The organism is Nocardia alni (assembly GCF_019038435.1).
Classification (GTDB): Bacteria; Actinomycetota; Actinomycetes; order Mycobacteriales; family Mycobacteriaceae; genus Nocardia; species Nocardia alni.
In genome coordinates, this window is record NZ_JAGPOX010000077.1 from 21,377 (window position 1) to 43,613 (window position 22,237).

A 22,237-nucleotide genomic window follows, 5' to 3' on the forward strand; every position below is an offset into this window, starting at 1 on the left:
CACCGGTACCTCGCTGAAAAGAGGCTGATCGTGGGCAGGATCGAGTACTACGACGACCCGCGGGCGCCCGAGCCGAACTCGCTGGTGGTGGCCTGCAACCTCCTGGTGACGAACGAGTCCGGGGAGATCCTGCTGCAACGTCGTCGCGACACCGGGCAGTGGGCGCTCCCCGGCGGCGCGATGGACCTCGGCGAGACGGCCGGGCAGTGCGCCCTCCGCGAATGCCGGGAGGAGACCGGCATCACCGCCGAGATCACGGGATTCCTCGGCGTGTACAGCAATCCGAATCACATCGTCGCCTACACCGACGGCGAGATCCGCCAGCAGTACGAGAACACCTACATCGGCACACCTGTCTCCGGACGGCCGACCATCAACGAGGAAGCCGACGACGTAGTCTTCGTAGCGCCGGAAGACTTGGGCGAGTACGACATTCACCCGAGTATGCGCCAGCAGATCGGCGATTTCCTGAGCGGAAGCTATCCCTTCCTCGGCTGATCGGCCCCTTACTCGGCTGCCCGCGGACTGCCTTCTGTAGCGCCCCGCACTCCTGGAGGCCGAACCGGCAGCAGACCGGTCTTCGTTCCGTGTCCGCTGAGCGTACGACTCACAGGTACGGGGAGTAGCCGGGCCACACCACAGGGCCGGAACGAGACCGGAGGGATCTGAGCCGGGCCGCGGCGCCCCGACATCCTCGAGCCGCGGGTCCTCGGCGGGATGGGACCATCGCCCCGCAGGAAGTGGACTTGCTGGTCCAGTTTTCTGGTTGCATGCTGGCAGAGCGCTCGGATGGATCCGGGCGCCGGGCGCCCGCTCATGTGCGCCCGTGGGAGTCGAAGCGTAGGGAGATGGGCATGGCCGGGCGGCTCGAGGGCAAAACGGCGCTGGTGACCGGTGCGACCAGCAATATCGGACGGGCTATCGCCGAGGCGTTCGCGGCGCAGGGGGCGCACGTCGTGGTTTCCGGCCGCAGTGAGCGGCGCGGCGTCGAGGTCGTCGACGCGATCCGGTCGCGGGGTGGGCGCGCGGAGTTCGTCCGCGCGGATCTCGACGGCAGTGCGCAGGCATCGAGCCGGCTGGCCGCGCAGGCGACCGATGCGCTGGGCGGGCGTATCGACATCCTGGTCAACAACGCCGGGATCTATCCGGGCACCACGACGACCACCACCGACGAGTCGACCTTCGACGAGGTGTACGCGGTGAACGTGAAGGCGCCGTACTTCCTCACCGCCGCGATCGCGCCGGCGATGGCGGCGGCCGGTGGCGGGGTGATCATCAACCTCGGGTCGTGGATCGCGCGCCTGGGCATCCCCAGCAGCGCGCTGTACAGCTCCACCAAGGGCGCGATGGAGACCCTGACCAGGGCCTGGGCCGCGGAGTTCGGTCCGCGAGGTGTGCGGGTGAACGCGATCTCCCCGGGTGTGGTGCAGGAGCCGATATCCGGCGAGGTTCGGCCCGGCGAGGTCATGATGAACGGAACGCCTGCGGGGCGGATGGGCAGGCCGGAGGAGATCGCGCACGCCGCGGTCTACCTGGCCGGCGACGACTCCTCGTTCGTCCATGGCATCGTCTTGGATGTGGACGGTGGCCGAACGACCGCCGCGGTCGTCGCCGGATGAACCGCGGATCGGCCGCCCGGCGGCCCGTTCGGTCCGGTTCAGGGAGGTGCGTTGTGGGCAAAGAGCTGACAGCCAGGGGTAAGGCGACCCGCGGTCGCATCGTCGAGGCGGCCGCGGCGGTGCTGCGGGAGATGGGAGTCGAGCGGGCCACGCTCGACGACGTCATGGTCCGCAGCCGGACCAGCAAGAGTCAGCTGTTCCACTACTTCCCCGACGGCAAGGAACAACTGCTGCTCGCGGTGGCCCAGTACGAGGCGGACCGGGTCCTCGAGGATCAGCAGCCGTACCTGGGATCGCTGGACAGCTGGGAGGCGTGGCACGAGTGGCGTGACGCGACGATCCGGCACTACGAACAGCAGGGCCCGTACTGCCCGCTCGGGACGCTGTCGCTGTTCCTGGGCCGCAGTACCCCCGGCGCCCGCGCCGTCGTCACCGAACTGCTGCGTCGCTGGCAGGGGTACCTGGCGTCCGGAATCGAAGCGCTCCAGGCGGCAGGGCAGCTGCCCGCCGACCTGGACGTCGACGAGCGCGCCGCCGCGCTCCTGGTCGCGATTCAGGGCGGCGTGACGATTCTCCAGAGCACCGGCAGCGCCTACCACCTGCGCGCCGCCCTCGGCCACGCCATCGACGACATGCATCGTCTCGGCATCCATGCCTCCGACCCGGCCGTGACGCGAACAGGGCCGCTGGTCCACAGGTAGGGGATCCGCGAACCGCCGAATTCGGCCGTCCTCCAACAGAATCAACGCCTGTTCCGCCGCCCCGCAGAGCAACCCCAGTTTCCGTCCGTGGTATCCGGTAACGGCCCTTGTTTGTGCCGACGATGGCACCCGGAACCGTCGCGGTGACCATCGATACGATGCATAATCGAAATGCCCTCCCGGACAGGACGATCAAGGTTCAGGGCCTGGGCCGTCACGGTCCGGAAGGGTATCCACGCGCTCCTCGAATTCGGTGAGCAGGTCACGCCGCGCTACCGAGCCGCGAATTACCCCGACCGCACAATGGATATACGCCAGTATGCTCAGCGGTGTCCGAGTGGAATTCAGAAAGACGGGGACGCTTGTGACCATCGTGGTCGAGCCGGGGATCGAGCTGGAGGTGGATCAGGAAGACGGTACGCCGGTGGGGCCGACGATCCTGGCCGACGAGCGGATAGGGGTCAACGACGCGATCGCCGCGGCGTTGACCAAATGTATCGGGTCGATGCCGGCGCTGTATGTCGTACTGGTCATCTTCGGGGCGTGGATGACCGGCACGACGTGGTGGGGACCGCTGCACCGACTGGATCCGTACCCGTTTCCGTTTCTGTTGTTCCTGGACAACGTGATTCAGCTGGTGCTGTGTCTGGTGATCATGGTCGGGCAGCGGGTGCTCGGCGCCGCGGCCGACCGGCGGGCGGTGCAGACCTATGAGAACGCGGAGGAGATCTTCCGTCAGGTGGCGGATCTGCAGGCGCATCTGGACCGGCACGACGAGGCGCTCAGTCGCGGTGTGAGCCTGCTGGATTCGAGCCCGCACCCCTGGATCGAACGGCACCGCGTGCAGTCCCCGCCGCAGGCGCGGGACGAGGTGGTGACCACCAATCAGCGGATCGCGGCGTGGCTGACCGGGCGACTGAGCAGCGTCTGGGCGTTCTATATCGCCGCCGCGACCCAGGTGGTGTGGGTGCTGTCGGCCGAACTCGGCCTTCAGCATTTCGATCGGTATCCGTTCGCGTTCATGAGCTTTCTGTCCACCCTGGCCCAGTTGCTGTTCATGATCGTGATCATGGTCGGCCAGGATGTGCTCGGTCGTTCCGGTGATCGCCGCTCCGAGCAGACGTACCTGGACGCCGAGGCGATCCTCTACGAGTGCCGCCGCATGAAGGCGCGCCTGGCCGCCCAGGACCGCATCATCGAAAGCCTTGCCGGATATACCAATTCGACCGCCGCCGAACAGCTCGCCCGGGCCATCCACGCGGACCCGGCGCTGTCCCGCTACCACGCGCACGCTCATGTCGCGGCCCAGGGCGAGCACGGCAACAGGCACCGGGCCGTCTGGGAGGAGCTGGCCGAGGACACCAGGCAGTCGTATCGGACCCGGGCGCTTCGCATGGGGGAGGACCTGGCCGCGATCGGATGCGTGATGGTGCCCGCCTTCGACCCCACGGCGAGCGCGGTGCTGACCGAGGACGAGACACACGCGCTGGCGCGACGCGATTACGAACGATGGCCGGAGAAGTACGTGAACCGGCCCGGAGAGATCGAGAGCGTCGCGGACTCCGGACAGAGTGCCGAGCGCATCGTCGTCGCGCTCGATCGCGACGACGATCCGGCCGGCGCCTCTGCCGGATCTGCGCGTCCGAGCTGGGACCAACTGCCGGAACAGGCACGTGCGATCGGTGTGGCGGCGGCCCGGCGAATCCCGGTTATCTTGGCGCGCGCGGGTTTTCAGATGGTGCGCGATTCGCGCAGTGTCGACGGCGGTGTCAGCGAGGCCGATTTCACCTCGCAGGAGTGGGCGACGCTCCAGCGGGCGCTGGTCTCGGCCGGTGTGCTGGTGGCGCTCGCCGAGGGCCTGGCGGACGCGGAAGAGATGTTCGCGCTGATGAAAAAGCTGCGAGAGACCGCCATCACGCATCGGAGCCGATTCATCCGCGAACTGACCGGCGCGTTCACGGTCGGCACCGGGGTGCGCCCCGACATCGGGTACGCCGACTACGAGCCCGGCGCGCTGGCGGCGATCCGTTCGGCCACGGCCATCATCGCCCGCACGGCGCCCGCCGAAGCTCTCGCGTTCCGCGCCCTGCTGACCGACATCGCCGAAACGGTCGGCGATGCGAACCTCGAGGGTGGATTTTTCGGTCTCGGCGCGCAGCGTCGCTACGGCAACGAGCTCACCGCGATCGCGGCGGTGTACGAGGCGGCCGGGGGTGAGGACCGAAAGGGTTCCGGCGGTGGAAGTTTCGGGGACACGGGCAGTTCCGAGGGTGACGGAGACAGGAATTCCCCGGGCCCGGGGGACCTCCGGTGACGGTACGGTCCCGGACCGTTGGCCGAACATGGTGAGCACATCCCAGATCGTCACGGCGATCGTGGCATTCCTCGGCACGACCATCGATGATCTGGTCGTGCTGGCCGCGTTGTTCCTGACGCGGCGAGTGGCGGGGCGTCCGAACGCCCGGGTGATCGTGGCCGGTCAGTACGTGGGATTCGCCGTCGTGCTCGGCGTCGCCATGGCCGCGTCGGTCGGACTGCGGATCGTGCCGGACAGCTGGTTCGGACTGCTCGGTGTGGTGCCGATCGCGATCGGCGTCTGGGGTTTGTGGCGGTTCCGCAGCGAGGACAATATGCTGCGGCATCCGCTGTCCGGCACCGTCGGCGGCATCGCGGCGATCACCTTCGCCAACGGCGCCGACAACATCACCGTCTACACGCCGCTGTTCCGCAGCCTGCACATCGTCGGATCGGGCCTGACGGCACTGCTGTTCCTCGCGCTGATCGGCCTGTGGTGCGTGCTGGGCGCGATCCTGGGCGCGAACCATGTCGCGGCGGAAACGGTGGGGCGCGTGGCCCATTGGCTCGTCCCGGTCGTGTTCATCGTCGTCGGCGCGCTGATCGTCGTCGAGAGCGGTGTCGTCGCCGCGGTCGGCCACGGCAACTGAACGCCGGCGGCGACACCCGCTCGGCGGTTATTCCGCGGCGATCTCCGAGAGCCAGTGGTGCAGCCACGAGGTGGCGGTCTGGCCGGAATTGTCCACGACATAGGACGGGTAACCCTGGTGCACCGAGGATTCCAGGAATTGGCGCAACTGCTGCAGGCGCGCGTCGTTGGCGGTCTCGGTGAATTGGCTCTGGAGCACGGGGACGCCGCCCGCGGCCATCACATCGCCGACGATGGACTGGGCTTCCTGCTGGTATGTCCCGACGCGGCCGGGGTCGGGGGCGGACAGATGCGTGACGAAGCCCGCGATTCGGGTGGCGAAATCGTCGGTGGGTGTCGAGCAGTAGAGATCGCCGACGGCGCAGAAGGTGCGCACCCTGGGGGTGAGCAGACCGAATCCGCCGATCCGCGGACCCTCCGCGCCCGCGCCCGGCACCGGCGGGCCGATCAGCAGGTCGGTCGGGCCGCGACGCGGGTCCGCGACCAGGCCCACCGCGTCGACCCGGCCGGGCGGGACGACCCCGGTCCCGGTGCCGATCTCGGCGGCCAGATCACCCGCGGCGTCGGCGCCCTGGCTGTACCCCAGCAGCGCGAAACGGGTTGCGGCGCAGCGCTGTGCCATGGCCCTCAGCATGGCGCGAGCCGTGTCGACGGCCTGCCGTTTGGATTGCCCGTACACATCGGCCTCCCACGGCATGGCCGTGGCCGGGTAGCTGACGTAATCGGTGCGCACATCGCCCGGCAGACCCGAGGTCACATCCGCGAGCAGACCCTCGCGCGGGTCCGCCCGCGAGGTCTCCCAGGTACCCGGGATCGCAACGACATACAGGTCGGGACAGCTGCCGGACGACGCCTGCGCGCCGGTCGCCGTCAACAGCGTGGCGGCGACGGCGGCCGCCGAAACCAGCACGCCGCAACCCCTGCGGACGGATGCGGAGGCGCGGATTCGCGCGAACCCGGCCGGTGCGCGCAGGGTGGTGGGCCTTCCGCTGGGCGCGGAGGGCTCGCCGGATGCTGCGCTGCGGCCGGCGTGGGACGCGGAGGAACGCGCGCGTTCGACGGAGCGGGCAACGAAGGGGCGAATCGACACGGCTGACACTCCTGTGATGGTGACAGTCAGATGTGGGCAGTTCACCGCACGTGAGCGCGTGCACCGCGATCGATGCACGCGCTCGGAAACCTTGTGTCGGATAGTAGCTGAAGCATAGCTCGCGCGGTAGCAGGCGAGCCGACGAGGTTCGCTACGCGGCCGGGGCGGGTCCTGGACGCCTGACCGTCTGTGGCCGTCGCGGTGCCGATCCACTGAAGCCCGCCGGGAACGTGTCGGGCTGCGCGACGGACGCCGTGGCGCTCCGGCGGCCAGGCAGGCCGCGGCTGTGAACGAAGACGACGCCGCGCACCCGATCTCGGTAAACTGTCTGCGGCGTAAGAGATTTGTGTCGATGGTGGTGCTGTGGAAAGGCTGACGGGCCGATGGGAGCGCGGACGGTGGTCGCCGACGTCGCGGACGAATTGGCGCGTCGGGTGGTGCGGGGTGACTATTCGCCCGGTGAGCTGATGCCCTCGGTGCGCCGGGTCGCCGAGGAGTTCGAGACGAATCGTGCGACGGCGCAACTGATTCTGGGCCGCCTGGAAACGCAGGGCTTCGTCGAGGCGCATCGCGGGAGGGGGTTCGCGATTCGCGATGTGCGCGAGGAAGGCGGGGTGGAGGTCTACCGCCGCCTGTTCCGGCTCTCGATGCCGTGTCCCGAACTATCGAGCCCCGAGCTCGCGGTCGCGATATTCGGGGATATCGTCGAGATGGAACGGCAGATCGTGCACGACGTGCTGGCGTCCCGCACCGCGTCCGCGCGCCCGCGTTCGGCTCACGCGGCCTTGGCCGCCGATATCGATATCCTGGAATCGCTTGCTCGCCAGGATGATCCGGACCTGCCCGGGCTGCTGGCCGCCGAAGTCGCGCTCGTGCGACGGCTGCTGAGCGGGCCGGGGTACGGCATGCAGCGCGCGGTGCTCAATACCATCGGCGAGATGATCGGCGAGGTCCCCGAGGCCGTTGCCGCCTACTATGTGAGCGGCCCGGGTGCGCATGTGCTGGCGTGGCGGTCGCTGGCGGCGGTCTGGGATGCCGGAGTTCCGCCGTCGGACATCCAGGTGACGTTGTTCGAGGACCTGTTCGCCCGGTTTCACGAGCGGGTCGTCGACCACTTCCGGGTGCTGCTCGCCGAACGGGTGGGCGCGTTCGAGCCCGCCTGACCGGCATCGGGCACAGAGTTGTTTCGCAGGGTTGCGATCGACCGGAAACGGTCGAAGATGCTTCGACGCGAGGTCCTCTCGCGCTAAAGATTTCGATGATATGGTCAACTAAACGTCGTATTGAAGAATTAACTTCACTGTTATGGCAATTAACCTGCATAATCTTCATACTCGCAGTCGGCGGTGATGCGGCTCGCCGAGCCGCCCGACGAGGAGGAGCGCAGATGAAGATCGGAATCCCCCGCGAGATCAAAAACCACGAGTACCGGGTGGCATGCACCCCGGCGGGCGTGCGCGAACTGACGGCCAGGGGGCACGAGGTGTACCTGGAGACCGGCGCGGGGGCCGGATCGGCGTTCGAGGACGACGCCTATATCGTCGCGGGTGCGCGCGTGCTCGCTACCGCCGACGAGGTCTGGGCCACAGCGGATCTCGTGCTGAAGGTGAAAGAGCCGGTGGCGCAGGAGTATTCACGGCTGCGCGAGGATCAGGTGCTGTTCACCTATCTGCATCTGGCCGCGTCGGCCGAGTGCACCGACGCGCTGCTGAGCGCGGGAACCACCTCGATCGCGTACGAAACCGTCACCGGCCGTGACGGTTCGCTGCCGCTGCTGGCGCCGATGAGTGAGGTCGCGGGCCGGCTGGCCCCGCAGGCGGGCGCCTACCACCTGATGCGCAGTGGCGGCGGGCGCGGGGTGCTGATGGGCGGAGTTCCCGGCGCCGCGCCCGCGAAGGTCGCCGTCATCGGCGCGGGTGTGGCCGGGCGCAACGCCGCGGCCATCGCCGTCGGCATGCACGCCGAGGTCACGGTGCTCGACCTGAACATCGCACCCCTGCGTGAACTGGACGCGCAGTATCGCGGCCAGGTGCGCACGGTCATCTCCAACGCGCACGAGGTGGAAAACGCCGTGCGCGAGGCGGACCTGGTGATCGGCGCGGTCCTGGTGCCCGGCGCCAAGGCTCCCAAGCTGGTGTCCAATGAGCTTGTGGCGCAGATGAAGCCGGGCTCGGTGCTGGTCGACATCGCGATCGACCAGGGCGGCTGCTTCGCCGACTCCCACCCCACCACCCACGCCGACCCCACCTACCGAGTCCACAACTCGGTCTTCTACTGCGTAGCCAACATGCCGGGCGCGGTCCCGTACACCTCGACGGTCGCCCTCACCAACGCCACACTCCCCTATGTGATCTCGCTGGCCGACCGCGGCTGGCGCGACGCGATCGCCGCCGACCCGGGCCTGGCCGCCGGCCTGAGCACCCACCGCGGCGAACTCCTGAACGAATCCGTCGCCGCCGCACACGGATACACCGCTCACAAACTGGCCGTCGCCTAGCCCTGCCGACGACTTCCCTTGCGGGGGCGGACGTGTTCGAAGATGAGGATCGTTTCGGTGCGGGCGACGGCGGGGTGGGCGCTGAGGTGCTCGAGGACGAACAGCCGCAGGCCCTCGGTGTCGGCGGTGGCGACGTGGATCATGTAGTCGTCCGCGCCGGCGATGAAGTACACGTTGAGCACCTCGTCCAGCGCCGCGAGCTGCTCGCCGAATTCGGCCAGGTGCGGCCGGGCGTTGGCCTGCACCCGCACCGAGATCATGGCCTGGAGGCTGCGCCCGAGCGCGACGGGATCGATATCGGCGTGGAAGCCGCGGATGACGCCGCGCTCGACCAGCGATCGCACCCGGCCGAGGCAGGTCGACGGCGCGATTCCGGCCGCGGCGGCGAGCGCGTGATTGGTCATCCGGCCGTCACGGGCGAGCTCGTCGAGCAGGATGTGGTCCACCTCGTCCAGCGCGACCGGTGTGCGTGGGGCGGCGGCGCGAGTGGGCTGATTGCGCATTCCTCGACGCTACCGAACAACATTCGAGCGCTCGGGGTGTAGTAGGAATATCATTCATTGTTCAACGCCTGCTGCGGGCCATCGTCAGCCTTGCCATGGGGGTGTGGCTACCGGGGAGCGAACTTAATCAGTTAAAACTGGACAGTTTGGACTGAGTAGTCTATCGTTGGAACATGGAACAGAACCCCGGCGACGTCTCGGAGTCCGCCGCCCGCGCCTCGCGGGAGCTTCGGACCCTGGTCGGTCGCCTCCGGCGGCGTATTCACGAGTTGGCCGACAACCGTGAACTCACCCCCACGCAGACCGCGGTGCTCTCGCGCCTGGGCAAACACGGCGACGCCTCGGCCAGCGAACTGGCCGCGGCCGAACGGGTGCGCCCGCAGTCGATGGCCGCCACGCTGGGCGTGCTCGAGGAGCGGGGCCTGATCCAACGCCGTTCCGATCCGCGGGACGGCCGCAAACAGCTGGTATCACTGAGTCCGGCCGGCCGCGAAATCTTCGACGATCGCGTGCGCAGCGGGCGGGAGTGGCTGTCCAGGCAGTTGGAGGAGAGCTTCACCGAAGCCGAGCGGCAGCAGGTCCTCGCATCGCTGGCCCTACTGGAACGGTTGATCCAGCCCGACCTGTAATGAGGTGGGCTCCCGTTGACTGACGATCAGACCGCGGTAAAGGAACGCCAAGGCCCGTTGCGCCGCCTGCGCGGCGCGGATGGCGGATTCGACCGAACATTGATCGCCCCGATGATCCTCGGGTCGATCCTCAACCCGATCAACTCCTCGATCATCGCGGTGTCGTTGATCCCGATCGGCCGCGCGTTCGGCGCGCCGCCGGCGCAGACCGCCTGGCTGATCTCGGCGTTGTATCTGGCCACCGCCGTGGGCCAGCCGGTCGTCGGGCGACTGGTCGACCTGTACGGTCCGCGGCGGCTGTTCCTGATCGGCACGGTGCTGACCGGCGTCGCCGGTGTGCTGGGCATGCTGGCGCCGAATTTGGCCGTGCTGATCGTGGCCCGGGTGATCCTGGGATTCGGCACCTGCGCGGGCTATCCGGCGTCGATGTATCTGCTGCGCAGCGAGGCCGAACGCACCGGCCACGACAGTCCGAGCGGGGTGCTGACGGTACTCGCGGTGGCCAATCAGACGATCGCGGTGATCGGGCCGTCGCTGGGCGGGTTGCTGATCGGACTGGGCGGGTGGCGCACCACCTTCGCGGTGAATGTGCCGCTGGCGCTGGCCGCGTTCGTGCTCGCGCTGCTGCGGTTCCCGAAAACGTCTGCCCGCCAAGGATCTTCGTCCACCGCGTCGAGCATCGACTACCTCGGTATCGTGGCGTTCGCCGGCATGCTGGTCTCGGCGTTGCTGTTTCTGATGACTCCGCGGCTGTCGAACATCTATCTGCTGGCGATCGCCGTCGTGGCCGCGGCCGTGCTGGCGGTGCGCGAGTTGCGCACCCGGGATCCGTTCATCGACCTGCGCATGCTGGGCGGCAACCTGCCGCTGGTGGCGACTTATGTGCGCAGTGTGCTCGCGGCGACGGTCAGTTACAGCTTCCTGTACGGGTTCACCCAGTGGCTCGAGGACGGCCGGGGGCTGAGCGCCTCGACCGCGGGCCTGGTGCTGCTGCCGGTGTTCGGCACCGCGATCCTGGTGTCCACGACCACCGGCCGGAGCCCGGAGATCCGCGGCAAACTCCTGTTCGGAGCGGTATTCCAGGTCGTGGCCTGTGCGTTGATGCTGGCGCTGCACGCCGGCACGGCGATCTGGTTGCTGATCGGGCTGGCGCTGGTCATGGGCGTGCCGCAGGGGCTGCTGAGCCTGGCCAACCAGAACGCCGTCTACCGGCAGGCCGATCCGGCCCGGATGGGCTCCTCGGCGGGGTTGCTGCGGATGTTCAGCTACCTCGGCGCGCTCATCTCCTCGAGCGCCGACGGAATATTCTACGGACACACCGCCGATACCTCGGGCATGCACCGGCTGGCACTGTTCGTGCTGGTCGTCTCCGGTCTTCTGGTGCTCATGACGGTGCTGGACAGGTCCCTGAAACGGGTGGGCGCCCGAATGGACAAGGCCGGAAAGCCTGAAAATACCCCGAATTAGCTAGACGCTCGCTAAGCTCGGTGTGTCTCGATGAGCCGGGACAGCCCACCGGAGCGGGCCGCGAATGCCCCCGCGGCCCGCTCTCCGTTGCAGTGACCGACGTTCGTGGGAGTGCCATGCACGTGTCAGCCGACCCGAAAGTAGCTGCTGCACAGCTCCTTTCGAATATCAGGGCCGCTGGGTACACCGTCGAGGAGTTCATCGCGCTACTTCGGGTCGATCCGATGAGCGATACCACCCCGATGAGGCCGGTGCAGGATTTCTGGGTCATACCACCGCGACGGGTGGGGTGTGCCGATACGTTGCCCTGAGATTCGCCATCGGATCGCGGCAAGTGTGCTCGGGATTCGCTGACTGGTATGGGCGTATTCGCCCGAGTCGAATACGCGGGCGGCGGTGTTCAGGCCCGGGGGAGTCCGGGGCGGGGCGATGAGCCAGGATCGACATATGACCGATGAACCCACGCGGGATGCGCCGCCGATCCTCGCCGGAGTTCCGGGCACGTTCCCGCACAGCGTGTTCCACGACCGGCACCCCAAGCTCATCGACCAGGTGATCGCGGGGCGTCCGTATGCGAGTGCACAGCGTGCGGCTTTGCACCGGCTGCTCGCGCAGAGCGCCGACGGGGTGATCGAGCGTCCCGGCGACGACGCGCCGGACCTGGCCCAGTGGCTGATCTGGGGCCGGGGCCTGTGGGGCCGCCCGTGGGCCGAGGCGTCGTTCCTGTGGGCCGAGAGCTACTTCTACCGCCGGTTGCTCGGGGCGGTCGGCTACTTCGGCCCCGGCGTGTGGCGCGGCGTCGATCCGTTCGAGCCGAAGAAATCCGCGGAACTGGATGGTCCGGAGGCCGCCGCCGAGATGGCCGCACTCGCCGAACTGTCCGCCGCCGCGGAATCGCCGGGCGCGCAGGGCGAACCGGTACGCGGTGGGCGCAGCGCCCGCGATGGATTGCTGGTCGCGGCGCTGTGGGGAAACCAGGCCGATCTCGGATTCCAGCTCACCGCCGGGCCGGGGGGCCGCAGCGGACTGCTCGTGGACGACAGCGCCGCGCTGTGGCAGACGCTCGACGCGGCGAACGACGGCACGGTATGCCTGATCGCCGACAACGCGGGCCGGGAGCTGCTGCCGGATCTGGTTCTCGCGGACCACCTGCTCGGCGCCGGAGGGGCCGCCAGGGTGGTGGTCTATCTCAAACCGCAGCCGTACTACGTCTCCGACGCCACGCTGGACGATCTGCTGGCGGTGCTGCGCGTGCTGTGCGCGGCGGACGAACCGGGGACACGCGCGATCGGGCAGCGGCTGTGGCAGGCGATGGGCGCGGACCGGCTCGTGCCGCGGACTCACGAATTCTTCTGCGCCCCACTGACATATCACGATATGCCCGCCGACCTGGCGGCCGAGCTGTCCGGCGCCGCGGTGACCATCCTCAAGGGCGACCTGAACTACCGCCGCCTGGTGGGCGACCGATACTGGCCGCCCACAACCGCTTTCGCCGATCTCGTGAGCTACTTCCCGTCACCGGTCGCGGCGCTGCGCACGCTCAAATGCGATGTGGCGGTGGGTCTGCCCGAGGGTCGCGCCGAGGAACTCGACGCGACGGATCCGAAATGGCGCACCAGCGGTGATTACGCCGTCATCCAGTGTGCTTGATCGGTTCTGCGCCCCGGTGAGCACCCGCTGCGAGCGGTCGGCCTGTGCGTTGCTTCGGCGTCTGCCCGGCGCCGCTCCGGTACGCGGCGTGATCGTCCCGTCGGGGAAATCCCCGGGCGCGGTATAGCGCCGGCCCGATCCGGCCACGCGTGCGATCCCTTCTACGCGACTGGGTTCGTCGGTGTATCGAAGTGCAGGTCCAGGTAGGGTTCGCGCAGGCCGTCGATCGTCACGGTCCCCGAGACCGGGGGATATCCGCTGGCGCACAGCGTGTAATCCCCGGGTACGAGATCGGTCAGCGCGTACGTGCCGGTGTCGTCGGCGACGGCATTGGCCACGACCGTCCCGTCCCCCGCGAGCAAGGTGATCCGGGCGCCGGGGATCGGGTTGTCGGTCCGGTTGTGCCGCACCACACCGTCGATCCGGGCGGCGTGCGGGAGGACCAGATCGCAACCGGTCGGGTCGTCCGGGCCGATGGTGGCCGTGACGGCGACCGGACGGAATCCGGGCGCGCTCGCGGTGACGGTGAACAGACCCGGGAACAGGTTGGGCACCATGTACTTTCCGTCCGCGCCGGAGGCAGCCGCGCCGACGACCTCGCCGCGGATCTCGGTGACCACGAGGGTGGCCGTGGTCACCGGCTCGCCGTCGGGAGCCGTGACCCGTCCGGAAAGCGCCGTGCCGCCGGACAATACGACGTCGTGCACCACCCGCCGGCCGTTCACGGTCAGAGCGGTGGCGTGCGGCTTGTAGTCCTCGGCCGCCACGATCACCACATACCGGCCCGGCGGCGGCAGGAGCAGGTCGTAGGCGCCGTCGGTGCGGGAGCGGGCCCGCCCGTGCTGATGCCCGCCGTGGTCGATCAGGGTCAAGGTGGCCCCGGGGACCGGTCGCCCGGCCGAGTCGGCGACGTAGCCGCCGATGCCGGACGTGCGGCCGCCCTCATCGCCGGACGTCGTCATCGCCCCGCGCGTTATCTCGTCGAAGGGGAGTCGCAGCGGTGCGGTGCGCCCGGTGACGACCGGCGCTGCGCTCTGTGCGGGACGTGTCACGAGCGCGTCGGTCGAATCGGTCTCGACGGGCAGCGCGATTCCTTGCAACGTGTCCAGCCCCGCCACGGCGTCGGCGGATACCTCGGCATCCAGGACCCCGAGATCCTTTGTGCGCCCGCGGATCAGCGAGGCCAGCGCCGCGACCACCGACAGCCCGATCGCCATCGAGAACACCACCACCAGACCGTTGTGGAACGGCTGCGCGATCAGATGCGGGAAGAACTGCCGCCCGGTGAGCGTGGCGGAGTTGGCGGCGGGCAACTGCCCCAGGATCTGCGGCCCGAGCAGATGCGCGATCGGGTTGTAGCCCAGGAACGCGGCGAACAGCACTCCCACCGGCGGCAGACCGGCGATCGTCGAGGCCGCCTGGGCCGGGACGCCCTGCTGGGTGAGGCCGCTGAACAGGGTGTGCGGCATGGATCCGGCCAGCCCGGCGATCATCAGTGAGAAGAACAGGCCCATCGACAGCACCATGCCCGCGTTCTGGAACGTCGCGCGCATTCCCGAGGCCGCGCCGCGGGCGGCGGCCGGGACGCTGGACATGATGATCGCGGTATTCGGCGCGGCGAACAGTCCACTGCCCAGCCCGTTCACGAATATCAGCAGCGCGAAGACCCAGTAGTTGAAATCCGTGGGCAGCACCAGCATTCCGGCGAACGCGGCGGCCATCACCACGAATCCGGCCGCCGCGAACAGCCGCGCGCCGAACCGATCCGACAGATATCCGGCGATCGGCCCGGCGACCAGGAACCCGATCGTCAGTGGCAGCAAATAGATTCCGGCCCACAGCGGAGTGTCGGCGTAGTCGAAGCCGTGCAGCGGCAGCCAGATGCCCTGCAGCCAGATGATCAGCATGAATTGCATTCCGCCCCGGGCGATCGCGCCCAGGAGCGTGGCCCCGTTACCGCCCGCGAACAACGCGTTGCGGAACAGCCCCAACGGGAACATCGGCTCGGCGATCCGCAACTCCACCACGCAGAACAGGATCAGGATCAGTACGCCGCCGATCAGCCCGGCCAGCACCCACGGATCGGTCCAGCCCATGGTGTGCCCGCCGTACGGCTGGATGCCGTAGGTGATCGCGGCGAGTAGCGCGGTCAGGCCCACGGCGAAGGTCAGGTTGCCCCACCAGTCCATCCGCCCGCTCGTGCGTATGCCCGTCTCGTGCAGCGACCGGTAGGCCCACACCGTGCCGATGATCCCGATGGGCACGTTCACCCAGAAGACCGCACGCCAATCCCAGGACACCAGCACGCCGCCCAGGATCAACCCGACGAACGACCCGGCGATACCGGCGACCATGTTGACGCCCAACGCCATTCCGCGCTGGGTGACCGGGAAGGCGTCGGTGAGGATGGCCGCGGAATTGGCCATCAGCATCGAGCCGCCCACGGCCTGCACCAGCCGCCAGCCGATCAGCCACAGCGCACCGGCCGCGCCGTGCGCCGGGTCCAGCGACAGGATCACCGAGGTGATGGTGAATATCGCGAATCCGGCGTTGTAGATCCGCACCCGGCCCCACATGTCCCCCAGGCGCCCGAACGCGACCACCAGCACCGCGGTGACGAGCATGTAGCCCATCAGCACCCACAGCAGGTAACTGATGTTGCTGGCCTGCAAGGGATCCAGGTGGATGCCGTTGAAGATGCCGGGCAGCGAGATCAGCACGATCGAGGCGTTGACCGTGGCGAGCAGTATGCCGAGCGTCGTATTGGTCAGGGCCACCCACTTGTAGCGGGGATGGTCGACGCCGATCCAGGCGCGACGCCCGGAGGGGCCCTGGTCCGCCGAGCGGGTCAGTTCTTCGATAGCCATCGATCTGTTCCATCCGTCGAACTGGCGGGGACCGAAATCCCTGCCGCACTTACTTTCTGGGTGACGCTATGGTATCCGGTTGCGCCGCAGGGTGTTTCAGTGGCCGAGTCACCTGCCGCACGATGGGCAGCGCGGCCCGCACGGCCGCGTCCAGCTCGTCGCGCTCGCCGACGGGCAGGGCGGCGATGCGTTCGCCGAGCCAGTCCTGGCCGTCGCGCCGGCGTTGGGCGAGCATCGTGCGACCGGCCTCGGTGACCTCGACCAGACAGACGCGCCCGTCCTGGGGATCGGGCAGCCGGATGAGCAGGCCCGCCCGCTGGAGCTTCTGCACCAGTTGCGTCATCGACGGCTGGGTGACCCCCTCGGCCGCCGCGAGCGCGGTGATCCGCATAGGCCCCTCCCGCTCCAGCCGCCCCAACGTGGACATGGTGGTCAGCGTCATCCCATAGCGATTGGGCATTTGACGCACCAACATCGCGGACACCTCGAGCAGGGCCGCCGCGAGCTCGCGCACGTCCTCGTCGGGGTGAGTTCCGCCCATACTGTTGTGTGTATCACACACCTACATAGGCTACCTATGTTTCGGCGAATCTGAAACCTCCTCCCGGCGCAACTGTGATTTCTCCAGTCTCTCGGCGATCAAAGCCGCTGGATTGAGATTCTCATTTTAGGCGAATTGCATTCTCGGAAGTCCTATGATCAATGCGCACCACCCGAAGCAATCCATGGCGGCCGGCCGCGCAGGAATACCTCCACCGCGCCGGCGCCCGACTCCGCAATCGACCGATCGCGACTACCCCGCCCATGGCTGGCCCTGCCGGAAAAGAGCAGGCGGCCATTACCGGTCATGTATCCCATCTGCCCCTGAATCCGAATCTCACCGAAGTAGCTAGGTAACACATCGTGGCTGAACCGACAGACATCCAACATCCACAGCCATCCGCAGCTGAGGACATGGGCCGCATCGACTCCACCAACTGGGGTCGCCTCGTCGCAATCCTCGTCGCACTGGTGCTCTACTCGGAGATTGCGCCGATGCAGCTCGGCATGGTCTCGATCATCGTGCCGAAATTCGCGGCGTCGTTCCCCGGCGCGGGAGCCGGCGTGACCTGGGCAGTCACGATCGTCGGCATCGCGGGCGGCGCCACCATGGCGCTGCTGGGCAAGCTCGGCGACCTGATCGGCAAGAAGCGCATGACGCTGCTGTGCGGTCTGCTGTTCCTGATCGGCGCCCTACTGTGCGTATTCACCTCGAGCTGGCCACTGTTCCTGGTCGGGCGTGCCCTGGGCGGTGCGTCCTGGGCGCTGACCGCCGTCGAGTACGGCCTTGTCAGGGATCTTCTGCCGCGCAAATGGATTCCCATCGCGATCGGCGTCATCGGCACCGGGTTCGGCATCGGCGCGGTGCTCACGCCCATCATCTGCGGCGCGCTGACCGACCACTACAGCTGGCGGGCGGTCTTCTGGTTCCTCATCATCTACGTGGTGGTCACCACGCCGCTGGTGATGATCTTCGTCCCCGAGTCGCCGTTCCGGATCAAACAACGGCTCGACATCTTGGGCGCCGTGCTGTTCGGCGGCTCCATCGGCCTGATTCTCGTGTATGTCAGTGAGGGTTCCAGCTGGGGCTGGGTGCACGCTACTTCCCTGGCCTACCTCATCATCGGTGTGGTTCTGTTCGCTGGGTTCATCGCATGGGAATTGCGGACGCCCGAGCCGATGATCGAGTTGTCGCTGCTGCGGTCCCGGGCGGTCGCGATCCCGATGGCGGTGGCATTCCTGTTCACCCTGGGCATCGCCACGGTCAACATCCTGATCGCGTACATGTTCCAGACGCCGAAGGCCCCGGCACTGGAGGGGCAGATCGTGGCCGGCGCGGCAGCCAAGGCACATGTTCCGGCGTCGCTCGTGGCCAAGTTCGTCACCTTCCGGGGCGATATCAGCTACGCCAACGGCTTCTCGGTCCTGCAGATGGCACTGCACATCACCGTCTGGACCGCGCTGTTCGGCATGATCTTCGGCGTTGTCGGCGGCTGGCTGTGTCGCCGCTTCGGCGCCCGCTTCCTGCTGATCATCAGCGGCGTGTTCCTGCTGATCGCGTGCGCGCTGTGGGTCAAGTGGCACTCGAGCTGGCAGGAGCAGGTGTTCATCGGCGTGCTGTACGGAATAGCCTTCGGGTTCTACTACGCGTCGAACCCGAACCTGCTCGTGGACGCCGTCCCCGCCGAGCGTCAGGGCGTCAGCGCCGGCATGCTGGCGGTCTTCGGCTCCATCGGCACCTCCGTCGGCACCGCCATCTTCACCGCGATCGCGGGCGCTCACCCCTTCCAACTGGTCGCCAACCAGGGGGGTAAAACGATCGTCAGCAATATCCCGAGCGTTTACACCGATTCCGCCTACAGCCTGTCCTACATCGCGATCGGCGTCATACCGGCCGCTCTGACAGTGCTGCTCGCCGTAGCCCTGCGCACCGGCCGTACACCCGCGCGCGGCGGCGCCCCCGAGGCGGCCCTACTGACCGCGCAGGAAGGCGCCGGAGCGGTCTGACACACCTGAAAACCCGGTCCGGGCCGGACGCTTCCGGCCCGGACATCGGGTGAGACGGTTATCGATTCTCCGACGTGTCGACACGTCGGAGAATCGATTTTCTCAGCGTCACCCCGGGTTACGCAGTGCGTGTCGTACGGAATGCGTGGACGATCCGATTGGCATGGCTGGCCTATGTGGACCGCGGGAACGAGGACAACGAACTGCGCCGTACAGCCACGACCAGCAGGTGTGGCTGTACGGCGCAGTGTGCGAAAGGATCCGAACTATGGTGTGCGCAGCCGCTCGGCGGCCAATGCGCGCAGGTCGCTGGTCTTGATCTTGGCGCTGCCGGTGAGGGCGATGTCGTTCTCGTCGAACAGCAGTACCTGGCGGGGGATCTTGTAGCTGGCCAGGCGTTCCCGCAGGAAGGTGCGGATCTGCTCGGGGTCGAGGTCGGCGTCGGCGTGGGGGACGATGCAGGCGACGACGATTTCGCCGAGGGTGTCGTGCGGGACGCCCACTGTGCGTGTGACTTTCACTCCGGGGTAGGTCAGCAGGGCCTCGTCGACCTCGAGGGGGGAGACGTTGGCGCCGCCGGTCTTGATGATGTCGGACAGGCGGCCCTCCCAGAACAGCCGGCCGATGTCGTCGAGGTAGCCGCTGTCGCCGGTGTGGAAAAAGCCTTGGGTGTCGAGGGTTTCGGTGAGGGGTGTGCCGAGGTAGCCGAGCATCAGGGTGGGCCCCTTGACGCAGATCTCGCCGCGTTCGCCGCGAGGGACCACCTCGCCGTCGAGCGGATCGACGATCTCGACGGTCACGCCGGGTAGGGCTTCACCGCTGCTGCCCGCGTGCACCTCGTCGGGGGTGTTGGCGGGGTAACACGTTGTGATGGTGAAGGTTTCGGTGTTCCCGTAGGCGCGGCCCGGTTCGGTCCAGCGGCACGAAACGGTCGGGTGCCGTGCGATCGGGGTGTAGTAGTCCACGAACCGCATGGCGCTCAGATCCACCGTGCCCCAATTGGGCGCGGCCTCGAGCTGTGCCCACTGGTGCGGCCAGGCGCCCGGGAAGTTCACTCGCTCGGCCTGCATGATCTCCAGGGCGGCCGGGGCGTCGAAAACCGGTTGCAGGACCAGGGATCCACCGGCGGCCAGGGTCGACCCCAGCGCCTGCGCGAAGTTGCCGGACCAGAAGAATCCGTTCGCGACCCAGGCGCGGACGTCGTCCTCGGGGCCGAAGCCGAAAAGCCTTCGGAACCGCCACATCTGGATGGCGACCCCGCGATGCGCGCTGAGCACTCCCTTGGGCGCGCTGGTGGAGCCAGAGGAGAAGAACAGCACCGCGGTATCGCTCGGCCGCGCCGCCGCGCCTGTCGCCTCCACGAGTTCGCGTGGCTCGGCGCGCCCCCGCGCGAGGAAGGTGTCCCAGGTCTCGATCGCGGCGCCCGGCAGCGGCGAACCGATCATCGCCAGGCGGCGCAGGAACGGATATCGCGCCGACTGCATCGGGCCGAGCCCGGCCGACTCGAGCGCGGGCTCGAGTTCGGTCAGGACGGCCGCGAAATCCTTTGTCAGCACCCGTCGTTCGAACAACAGCACCGAGACGCCGGACAGCGTGAGCAGTTGGTCGAGCTCGGCCGCGGTCGAGAACGTGCTGAGCGGGACGGCGATACCGCCGGCCAGGCTCGCGCCGAAGACCGCCGCGATCCATTCAGGACGGTTCGTCATCAGCACGCCGACCCGGCCGTCCTTGCCGATCCCGCAGGCCCGCAGCGCGCGGGCCACCTCGATCGCGCGTTCCCACAGCTGCGCATAGGACCAGCGCACGATGCCCTCGGGGGTGTGCGCGGCGATCGCCTCACGATCGCCGTACAGCTGCGTCACCTCCCGCAGGAAGCCGGGCAACGTGAGTGTGCCGAGCCCGGGCTCGTCGCTCAGCGGAGGTCCCGAGACGATCGAAACGGCCTGCTCGGATACGGTATTCATATCAGTTCCACCTAGTGCTGGTGCTAGAGCGGCAGTTCGACCTCGGCCGTGCTCTTGACCAGCACGCCGCCGTCCTGATTGGCCAGGGTCAGTTTCACCTCGACCAGCGGCACGCCCCACTCCGACTGGGCCCGCTTGTCGGTGATCTCGGCGTCGAAATAGGTGACGTCGCCCTCGAACGCCGGTCCGCGGAAGTCGGACTTGATATGCCGGACGAAGCCGTCGTTACCGGCCCAGAAGGCCAGGAAGTCGGTGCACCAGGCGCCCATGGTGGCGCCGTAGCCGTAGGCGCGGGCCATGCCGACCTTGCCCGCCTTGTCTTCATCGATATGCCCGCGGGAGGGGCCGACGTACAGGCCGTCGCGCAGCCGCGGATCGATCTTCGCGCCCTCCTCGTCGAAGCCGAACCCCTCGGTCCAGCCCGGATCCTGGTACACCCAGGGATCTTCGACGCCCTCGGGTGCGACCCAGCCGAAGGTGCCCCAGATGTTGAACAGGAACGCGCGGTACTCGGTGGTGAAGGTCGCGACACTGTGCGGGCCGATCACCCGGCGCGGCAACGTATCCCCGACCTTCACCTCGTCGAAGCGCGGCGAGACGCCCAGCCGGTTGGACATCATCCACTCGGTGCGCTGACGGCCGATCTCGTCCAGTTCGGCGTCGGTCCAGCGCTTCATCTCGCCGAGCTGGTTCTCGTACATGCCGCGCTCGGCGGCCTCGGAGACCAGATACCGGATGGAGGTGGACCGTTCGCGCGCGACCAGCGCGCCGTGCTGATTGCGGTGGGTGGTGTCGCCGCGCTGGAACAGGGTGGGGCCGGCGAACTTCGTCTGCGCCACCTTGTAGTCGTGGAAGCGCCGCTCCTGGAACAGCTGGTCGCCCGGACGCACCGGAGTTCCGTAGAACCACCACTCCTCGCCGCCGAAGATCAGGTGGCTGCCCGGGATCCGGCCGACGCAGGCCGGGGCGGCGCCGTGGCCGTAGTCCAGGGCGATAGCGATGGACTGCGGCGCGACGATGCTGCCGTGCTTGGATTCCCGGCCGAACTCCTCATCCCAGTGCAGCGGGTTGGGGTAGTCCATGGCCATCACCCACCGGCGGATATCGGATTTGCTGCACGGATCCCACAGCTGGCCGCCGCCGATCGGCAGGCCGACACGGGGATCGACGTCGGACAGGTCCAGTTCGACCTCGCCCGACTGGGGGGTGGCCGATTTATCGGTGCTCATGACTCTCCTGAATATTTCGGTGCCGGTGGATGTCTCAGTGGTTGACGTCGACGACGAGCCGGCCGCGGATGGTGCCATCGATGAGGCGGTTCGCGGCGGTGATCGCGTCGGACAGGGGGATCTCCTCGGCGATCGACTCGATCGCCGCGGCATCCAGATCCCGGGCCAGGCGCGCCCAGGCGGCAGTGCGCCGCGCCCGGGGCGCCATGACGCTGTCGATGCCGAGCAGGGTCACTCCGCGCAGGATGAAGGGTGCGACGGTGGCGCCGAAGTCCATGCCCTGGGCCAGGCCACAGGCGGCGACCGCGCCGCCGTAGCGGGTCTGGGCGCAGGCGTTGGCCAGGATGTTACTGCCCGCGGTGTCGACGACACCGGCCCAGCGTTCCTTCTGCAGCGCCTTACCGCGTTCGGTCAGCTCGGCTCGATCGACCACCGATGCGGCGCCGAGCTTCTGCAGGTAGTCGACCTCGCCGGGCTTGCCGGTCGCGGCGGCGACGGTGAAACCGGCCTTGGTCAGCAGTGCGACTGTC

18 protein-coding genes are annotated in these 22,237 nt (G+C 68.1%); 11 read left to right on the forward strand and 7 right to left on the reverse strand.

The features are described from left to right. The first annotated feature begins 30 nt into the window (after positions 1–30). The 5 genes from JZ791_RS26225 (at position 31) to JZ791_RS26245 (ending at position 5,265) form a co-directional block, all read left to right on the forward strand. Positions 31–498: an NUDIX hydrolase gene (locus JZ791_RS26225; protein WP_216897893.1), complete on the forward strand. Its 468-nt coding sequence runs from the start codon at positions 31–33 to the stop codon at positions 496–498. A 356-nt stretch (positions 499–854) separates the two neighbouring features. After that, positions 855–1,619 (forward strand): SDR family NAD(P)-dependent oxidoreductase, encoded by a 765-nt coding sequence (locus tag JZ791_RS26230; RefSeq protein WP_216897894.1) that lies wholly within the window; start codon positions 855–857, stop codon positions 1,617–1,619. A 53-nt stretch (positions 1,620–1,672) separates the two neighbouring features. Further along, on the forward strand, positions 1,673–2,320 hold the full coding sequence (locus tag JZ791_RS26235; RefSeq protein WP_308163103.1) for a TetR/AcrR family transcriptional regulator: 648 nt from the start codon (positions 1,673–1,675) through the stop codon (positions 2,318–2,320). Positions 2,321–2,657: 337 nt separating this feature from the next. Beyond that, entirely contained in the window at positions 2,658–4,634 is a 1,977-nt protein-coding gene (locus JZ791_RS26240) for a DUF1003 domain-containing protein (RefSeq protein WP_216897896.1), read from the forward strand. Positions 4,635–4,662: 28 nt separating this feature from the next. Further along, positions 4,663–5,265 (forward strand): cadmium resistance transporter, encoded by a 603-nt coding sequence (locus JZ791_RS26245; protein WP_216897897.1) that lies wholly within the window; start codon positions 4,663–4,665, stop codon positions 5,263–5,265. Between the two features lie 27 nt (positions 5,266–5,292). Here the strand turns inward: JZ791_RS26245 and JZ791_RS26250 are convergent, their stop codons facing one another. Further along, on the reverse strand, positions 5,293–6,354 hold the full coding sequence (locus JZ791_RS26250) for a cutinase family protein (protein ID WP_438804562.1): 1,062 nt from the start codon (positions 6,352–6,354) through the stop codon (positions 5,293–5,295). Positions 6,355–6,737: 383 nt separating this feature from the next. On the opposite strand from JZ791_RS26250, the gene JZ791_RS26255 reads away from it, so the two are divergent. Both JZ791_RS26255 and ald read left to right on the forward strand, forming a co-directional pair. Next, on the forward strand, positions 6,738–7,517 hold the full coding sequence (locus JZ791_RS26255; RefSeq protein WP_216897898.1) for a winged helix-turn-helix domain-containing protein: 780 nt from the start codon (positions 6,738–6,740) through the stop codon (positions 7,515–7,517). Positions 7,518–7,741: 224 nt separating this feature from the next. Next, positions 7,742–8,851 carry an alanine dehydrogenase gene (gene ald / locus JZ791_RS26260; RefSeq protein ID WP_216897899.1) on the forward strand — a complete coding sequence of 370 codons (1,110 nt, stop codon included), beginning with the start codon at positions 7,742–7,744 and terminating at the stop codon, positions 8,849–8,851. Here the strand turns inward: ald and JZ791_RS26265 are convergent. Beyond that, a complete protein-coding gene (locus JZ791_RS26265; protein WP_216897900.1) occupies positions 8,848–9,354 on the reverse strand; it encodes an Lrp/AsnC family transcriptional regulator in 507 nt (168 codons plus the stop codon). The two genes, ald and JZ791_RS26265, sit on opposite strands and share 4 nt — an antisense overlap. Before the next feature lie 173 nt (positions 9,355–9,527). On the opposite strand from JZ791_RS26265, the gene JZ791_RS26270 reads away from it, so the two are divergent. The 3 genes from JZ791_RS26270 (at position 9,528) to JZ791_RS26280 (ending at position 13,100) form a co-directional block, all read left to right on the forward strand. Beyond that, a complete protein-coding gene (locus tag JZ791_RS26270) occupies positions 9,528–9,983 on the forward strand; it encodes a MarR family winged helix-turn-helix transcriptional regulator (protein ID WP_216897901.1) in 456 nt (151 codons plus the stop codon). A gap of 15 nt (positions 9,984–9,998) precedes the next feature. Then, a complete protein-coding gene (locus JZ791_RS26275) occupies positions 9,999–11,450 on the forward strand; it encodes an MFS transporter (protein WP_254206321.1) in 1,452 nt (483 codons plus the stop codon). 447 nt (positions 11,451–11,897) lie between these two features. Next, on the forward strand, positions 11,898–13,100 hold the full coding sequence (locus tag JZ791_RS26280) for a damage-control phosphatase ARMT1 family protein (protein ID WP_254206322.1): 1,203 nt from the start codon (positions 11,898–11,900) through the stop codon (positions 13,098–13,100). Positions 13,101–13,261: 161 nt separating this feature from the next. Here the strand turns inward: JZ791_RS26280 and JZ791_RS46600 are convergent, their stop codons facing one another. Together JZ791_RS46600 and JZ791_RS26290 are read right to left on the reverse strand one after the other, a co-directional pair. Next, positions 13,262–15,967: an MFS transporter gene (locus tag JZ791_RS46600; RefSeq protein WP_216897903.1), complete on the reverse strand. Its 2,706-nt coding sequence runs from the start codon at positions 15,965–15,967 to the stop codon at positions 13,262–13,264. A 49-nt stretch (positions 15,968–16,016) separates the two neighbouring features. Beyond that, the gene (locus JZ791_RS26290; RefSeq protein WP_308163104.1) at positions 16,017–16,529 is read right to left on the reverse strand and encodes a MarR family winged helix-turn-helix transcriptional regulator; all 513 of its coding nucleotides are present in this window, start codon (positions 16,527–16,529) and stop codon (positions 16,017–16,019) included. A 341-nt stretch (positions 16,530–16,870) separates the two neighbouring features. On the opposite strand from JZ791_RS26290, the gene JZ791_RS26295 reads away from it, so the two are divergent. After that, positions 16,871–18,514: an MFS transporter gene (locus JZ791_RS26295; protein ID WP_216897904.1), complete on the forward strand. Its 1,644-nt coding sequence runs from the start codon at positions 16,871–16,873 to the stop codon at positions 18,512–18,514. A gap of 266 nt (positions 18,515–18,780) precedes the next feature. Here JZ791_RS26295 and JZ791_RS26300 read toward each other — a convergent pair whose 3' ends face one another. From JZ791_RS26300 to JZ791_RS26310, 3 genes are all read right to left on the reverse strand, one after another. Beyond that, positions 18,781–20,478, reverse strand: a complete 1,698-nt coding sequence (locus JZ791_RS26300) for a class I adenylate-forming enzyme family protein (RefSeq protein WP_216897905.1) — start codon at positions 20,476–20,478, stop codon at positions 18,781–18,783. Between the two features lie 23 nt (positions 20,479–20,501). Next, positions 20,502–21,707 carry a MaoC family dehydratase gene (locus JZ791_RS26305; RefSeq protein WP_216897906.1) on the reverse strand — a complete coding sequence of 402 codons (1,206 nt, stop codon included), beginning with the start codon at positions 21,705–21,707 and terminating at the stop codon, positions 20,502–20,504. A gap of 34 nt (positions 21,708–21,741) precedes the next feature. Then, a partial coding sequence (locus JZ791_RS26310) for a zinc-binding dehydrogenase (protein WP_216897907.1) occupies positions 21,742–22,237 on the reverse strand: 496 nt, incomplete at its 5' end.

What these genes read in the sequence shown, in the direction of transcription:
- JZ791_RS26265 (WP_216897900.1), bottom strand. Translation starts at nt 9,354, where the DNA reads ATGCGCAATCAGCCCACTCGCGCCGCCGCCCCACGCACACCGGTCGCG.
- JZ791_RS26305 (WP_216897906.1), bottom strand. Translation starts at nt 21,707, where the DNA reads ATGAGCACCGATAAATCGGCCACCCCCCAGTCGGGCGAGGTCGAACTG.
- JZ791_RS26230 (WP_216897894.1), top strand. Translation starts at nt 855, where the DNA reads ATGGCCGGGCGGCTCGAGGGCAAAACGGCGCTGGTGACCGGTGCGACC.
- JZ791_RS26270 (WP_216897901.1), top strand. Translation starts at nt 9,528, where the DNA reads ATGGAACAGAACCCCGGCGACGTCTCGGAGTCCGCCGCCCGCGCCTCG.
- JZ791_RS26245 (WP_216897897.1), top strand. Translation starts at nt 4,663, where the DNA reads ATGGTGAGCACATCCCAGATCGTCACGGCGATCGTGGCATTCCTCGGC.
- JZ791_RS26280 (WP_254206322.1), top strand. Translation starts at nt 11,898, where the DNA reads ATGACCGATGAACCCACGCGGGATGCGCCGCCGATCCTCGCCGGAGTT.
- JZ791_RS26255 (WP_216897898.1), top strand. Translation starts at nt 6,738, where the DNA reads ATGGGAGCGCGGACGGTGGTCGCCGACGTCGCGGACGAATTGGCGCGT.
- ald (WP_216897899.1), top strand. Translation starts at nt 7,742, where the DNA reads ATGAAGATCGGAATCCCCCGCGAGATCAAAAACCACGAGTACCGGGTG.
- JZ791_RS46600 (WP_216897903.1), bottom strand. Translation starts at nt 15,967, where the DNA reads ATGGCTATCGAAGAACTGACCCGCTCGGCGGACCAGGGCCCCTCCGGG.
- JZ791_RS26300 (WP_216897905.1), bottom strand. Translation starts at nt 20,478, where the DNA reads ATGAATACCGTATCCGAGCAGGCCGTTTCGATCGTCTCGGGACCTCCG.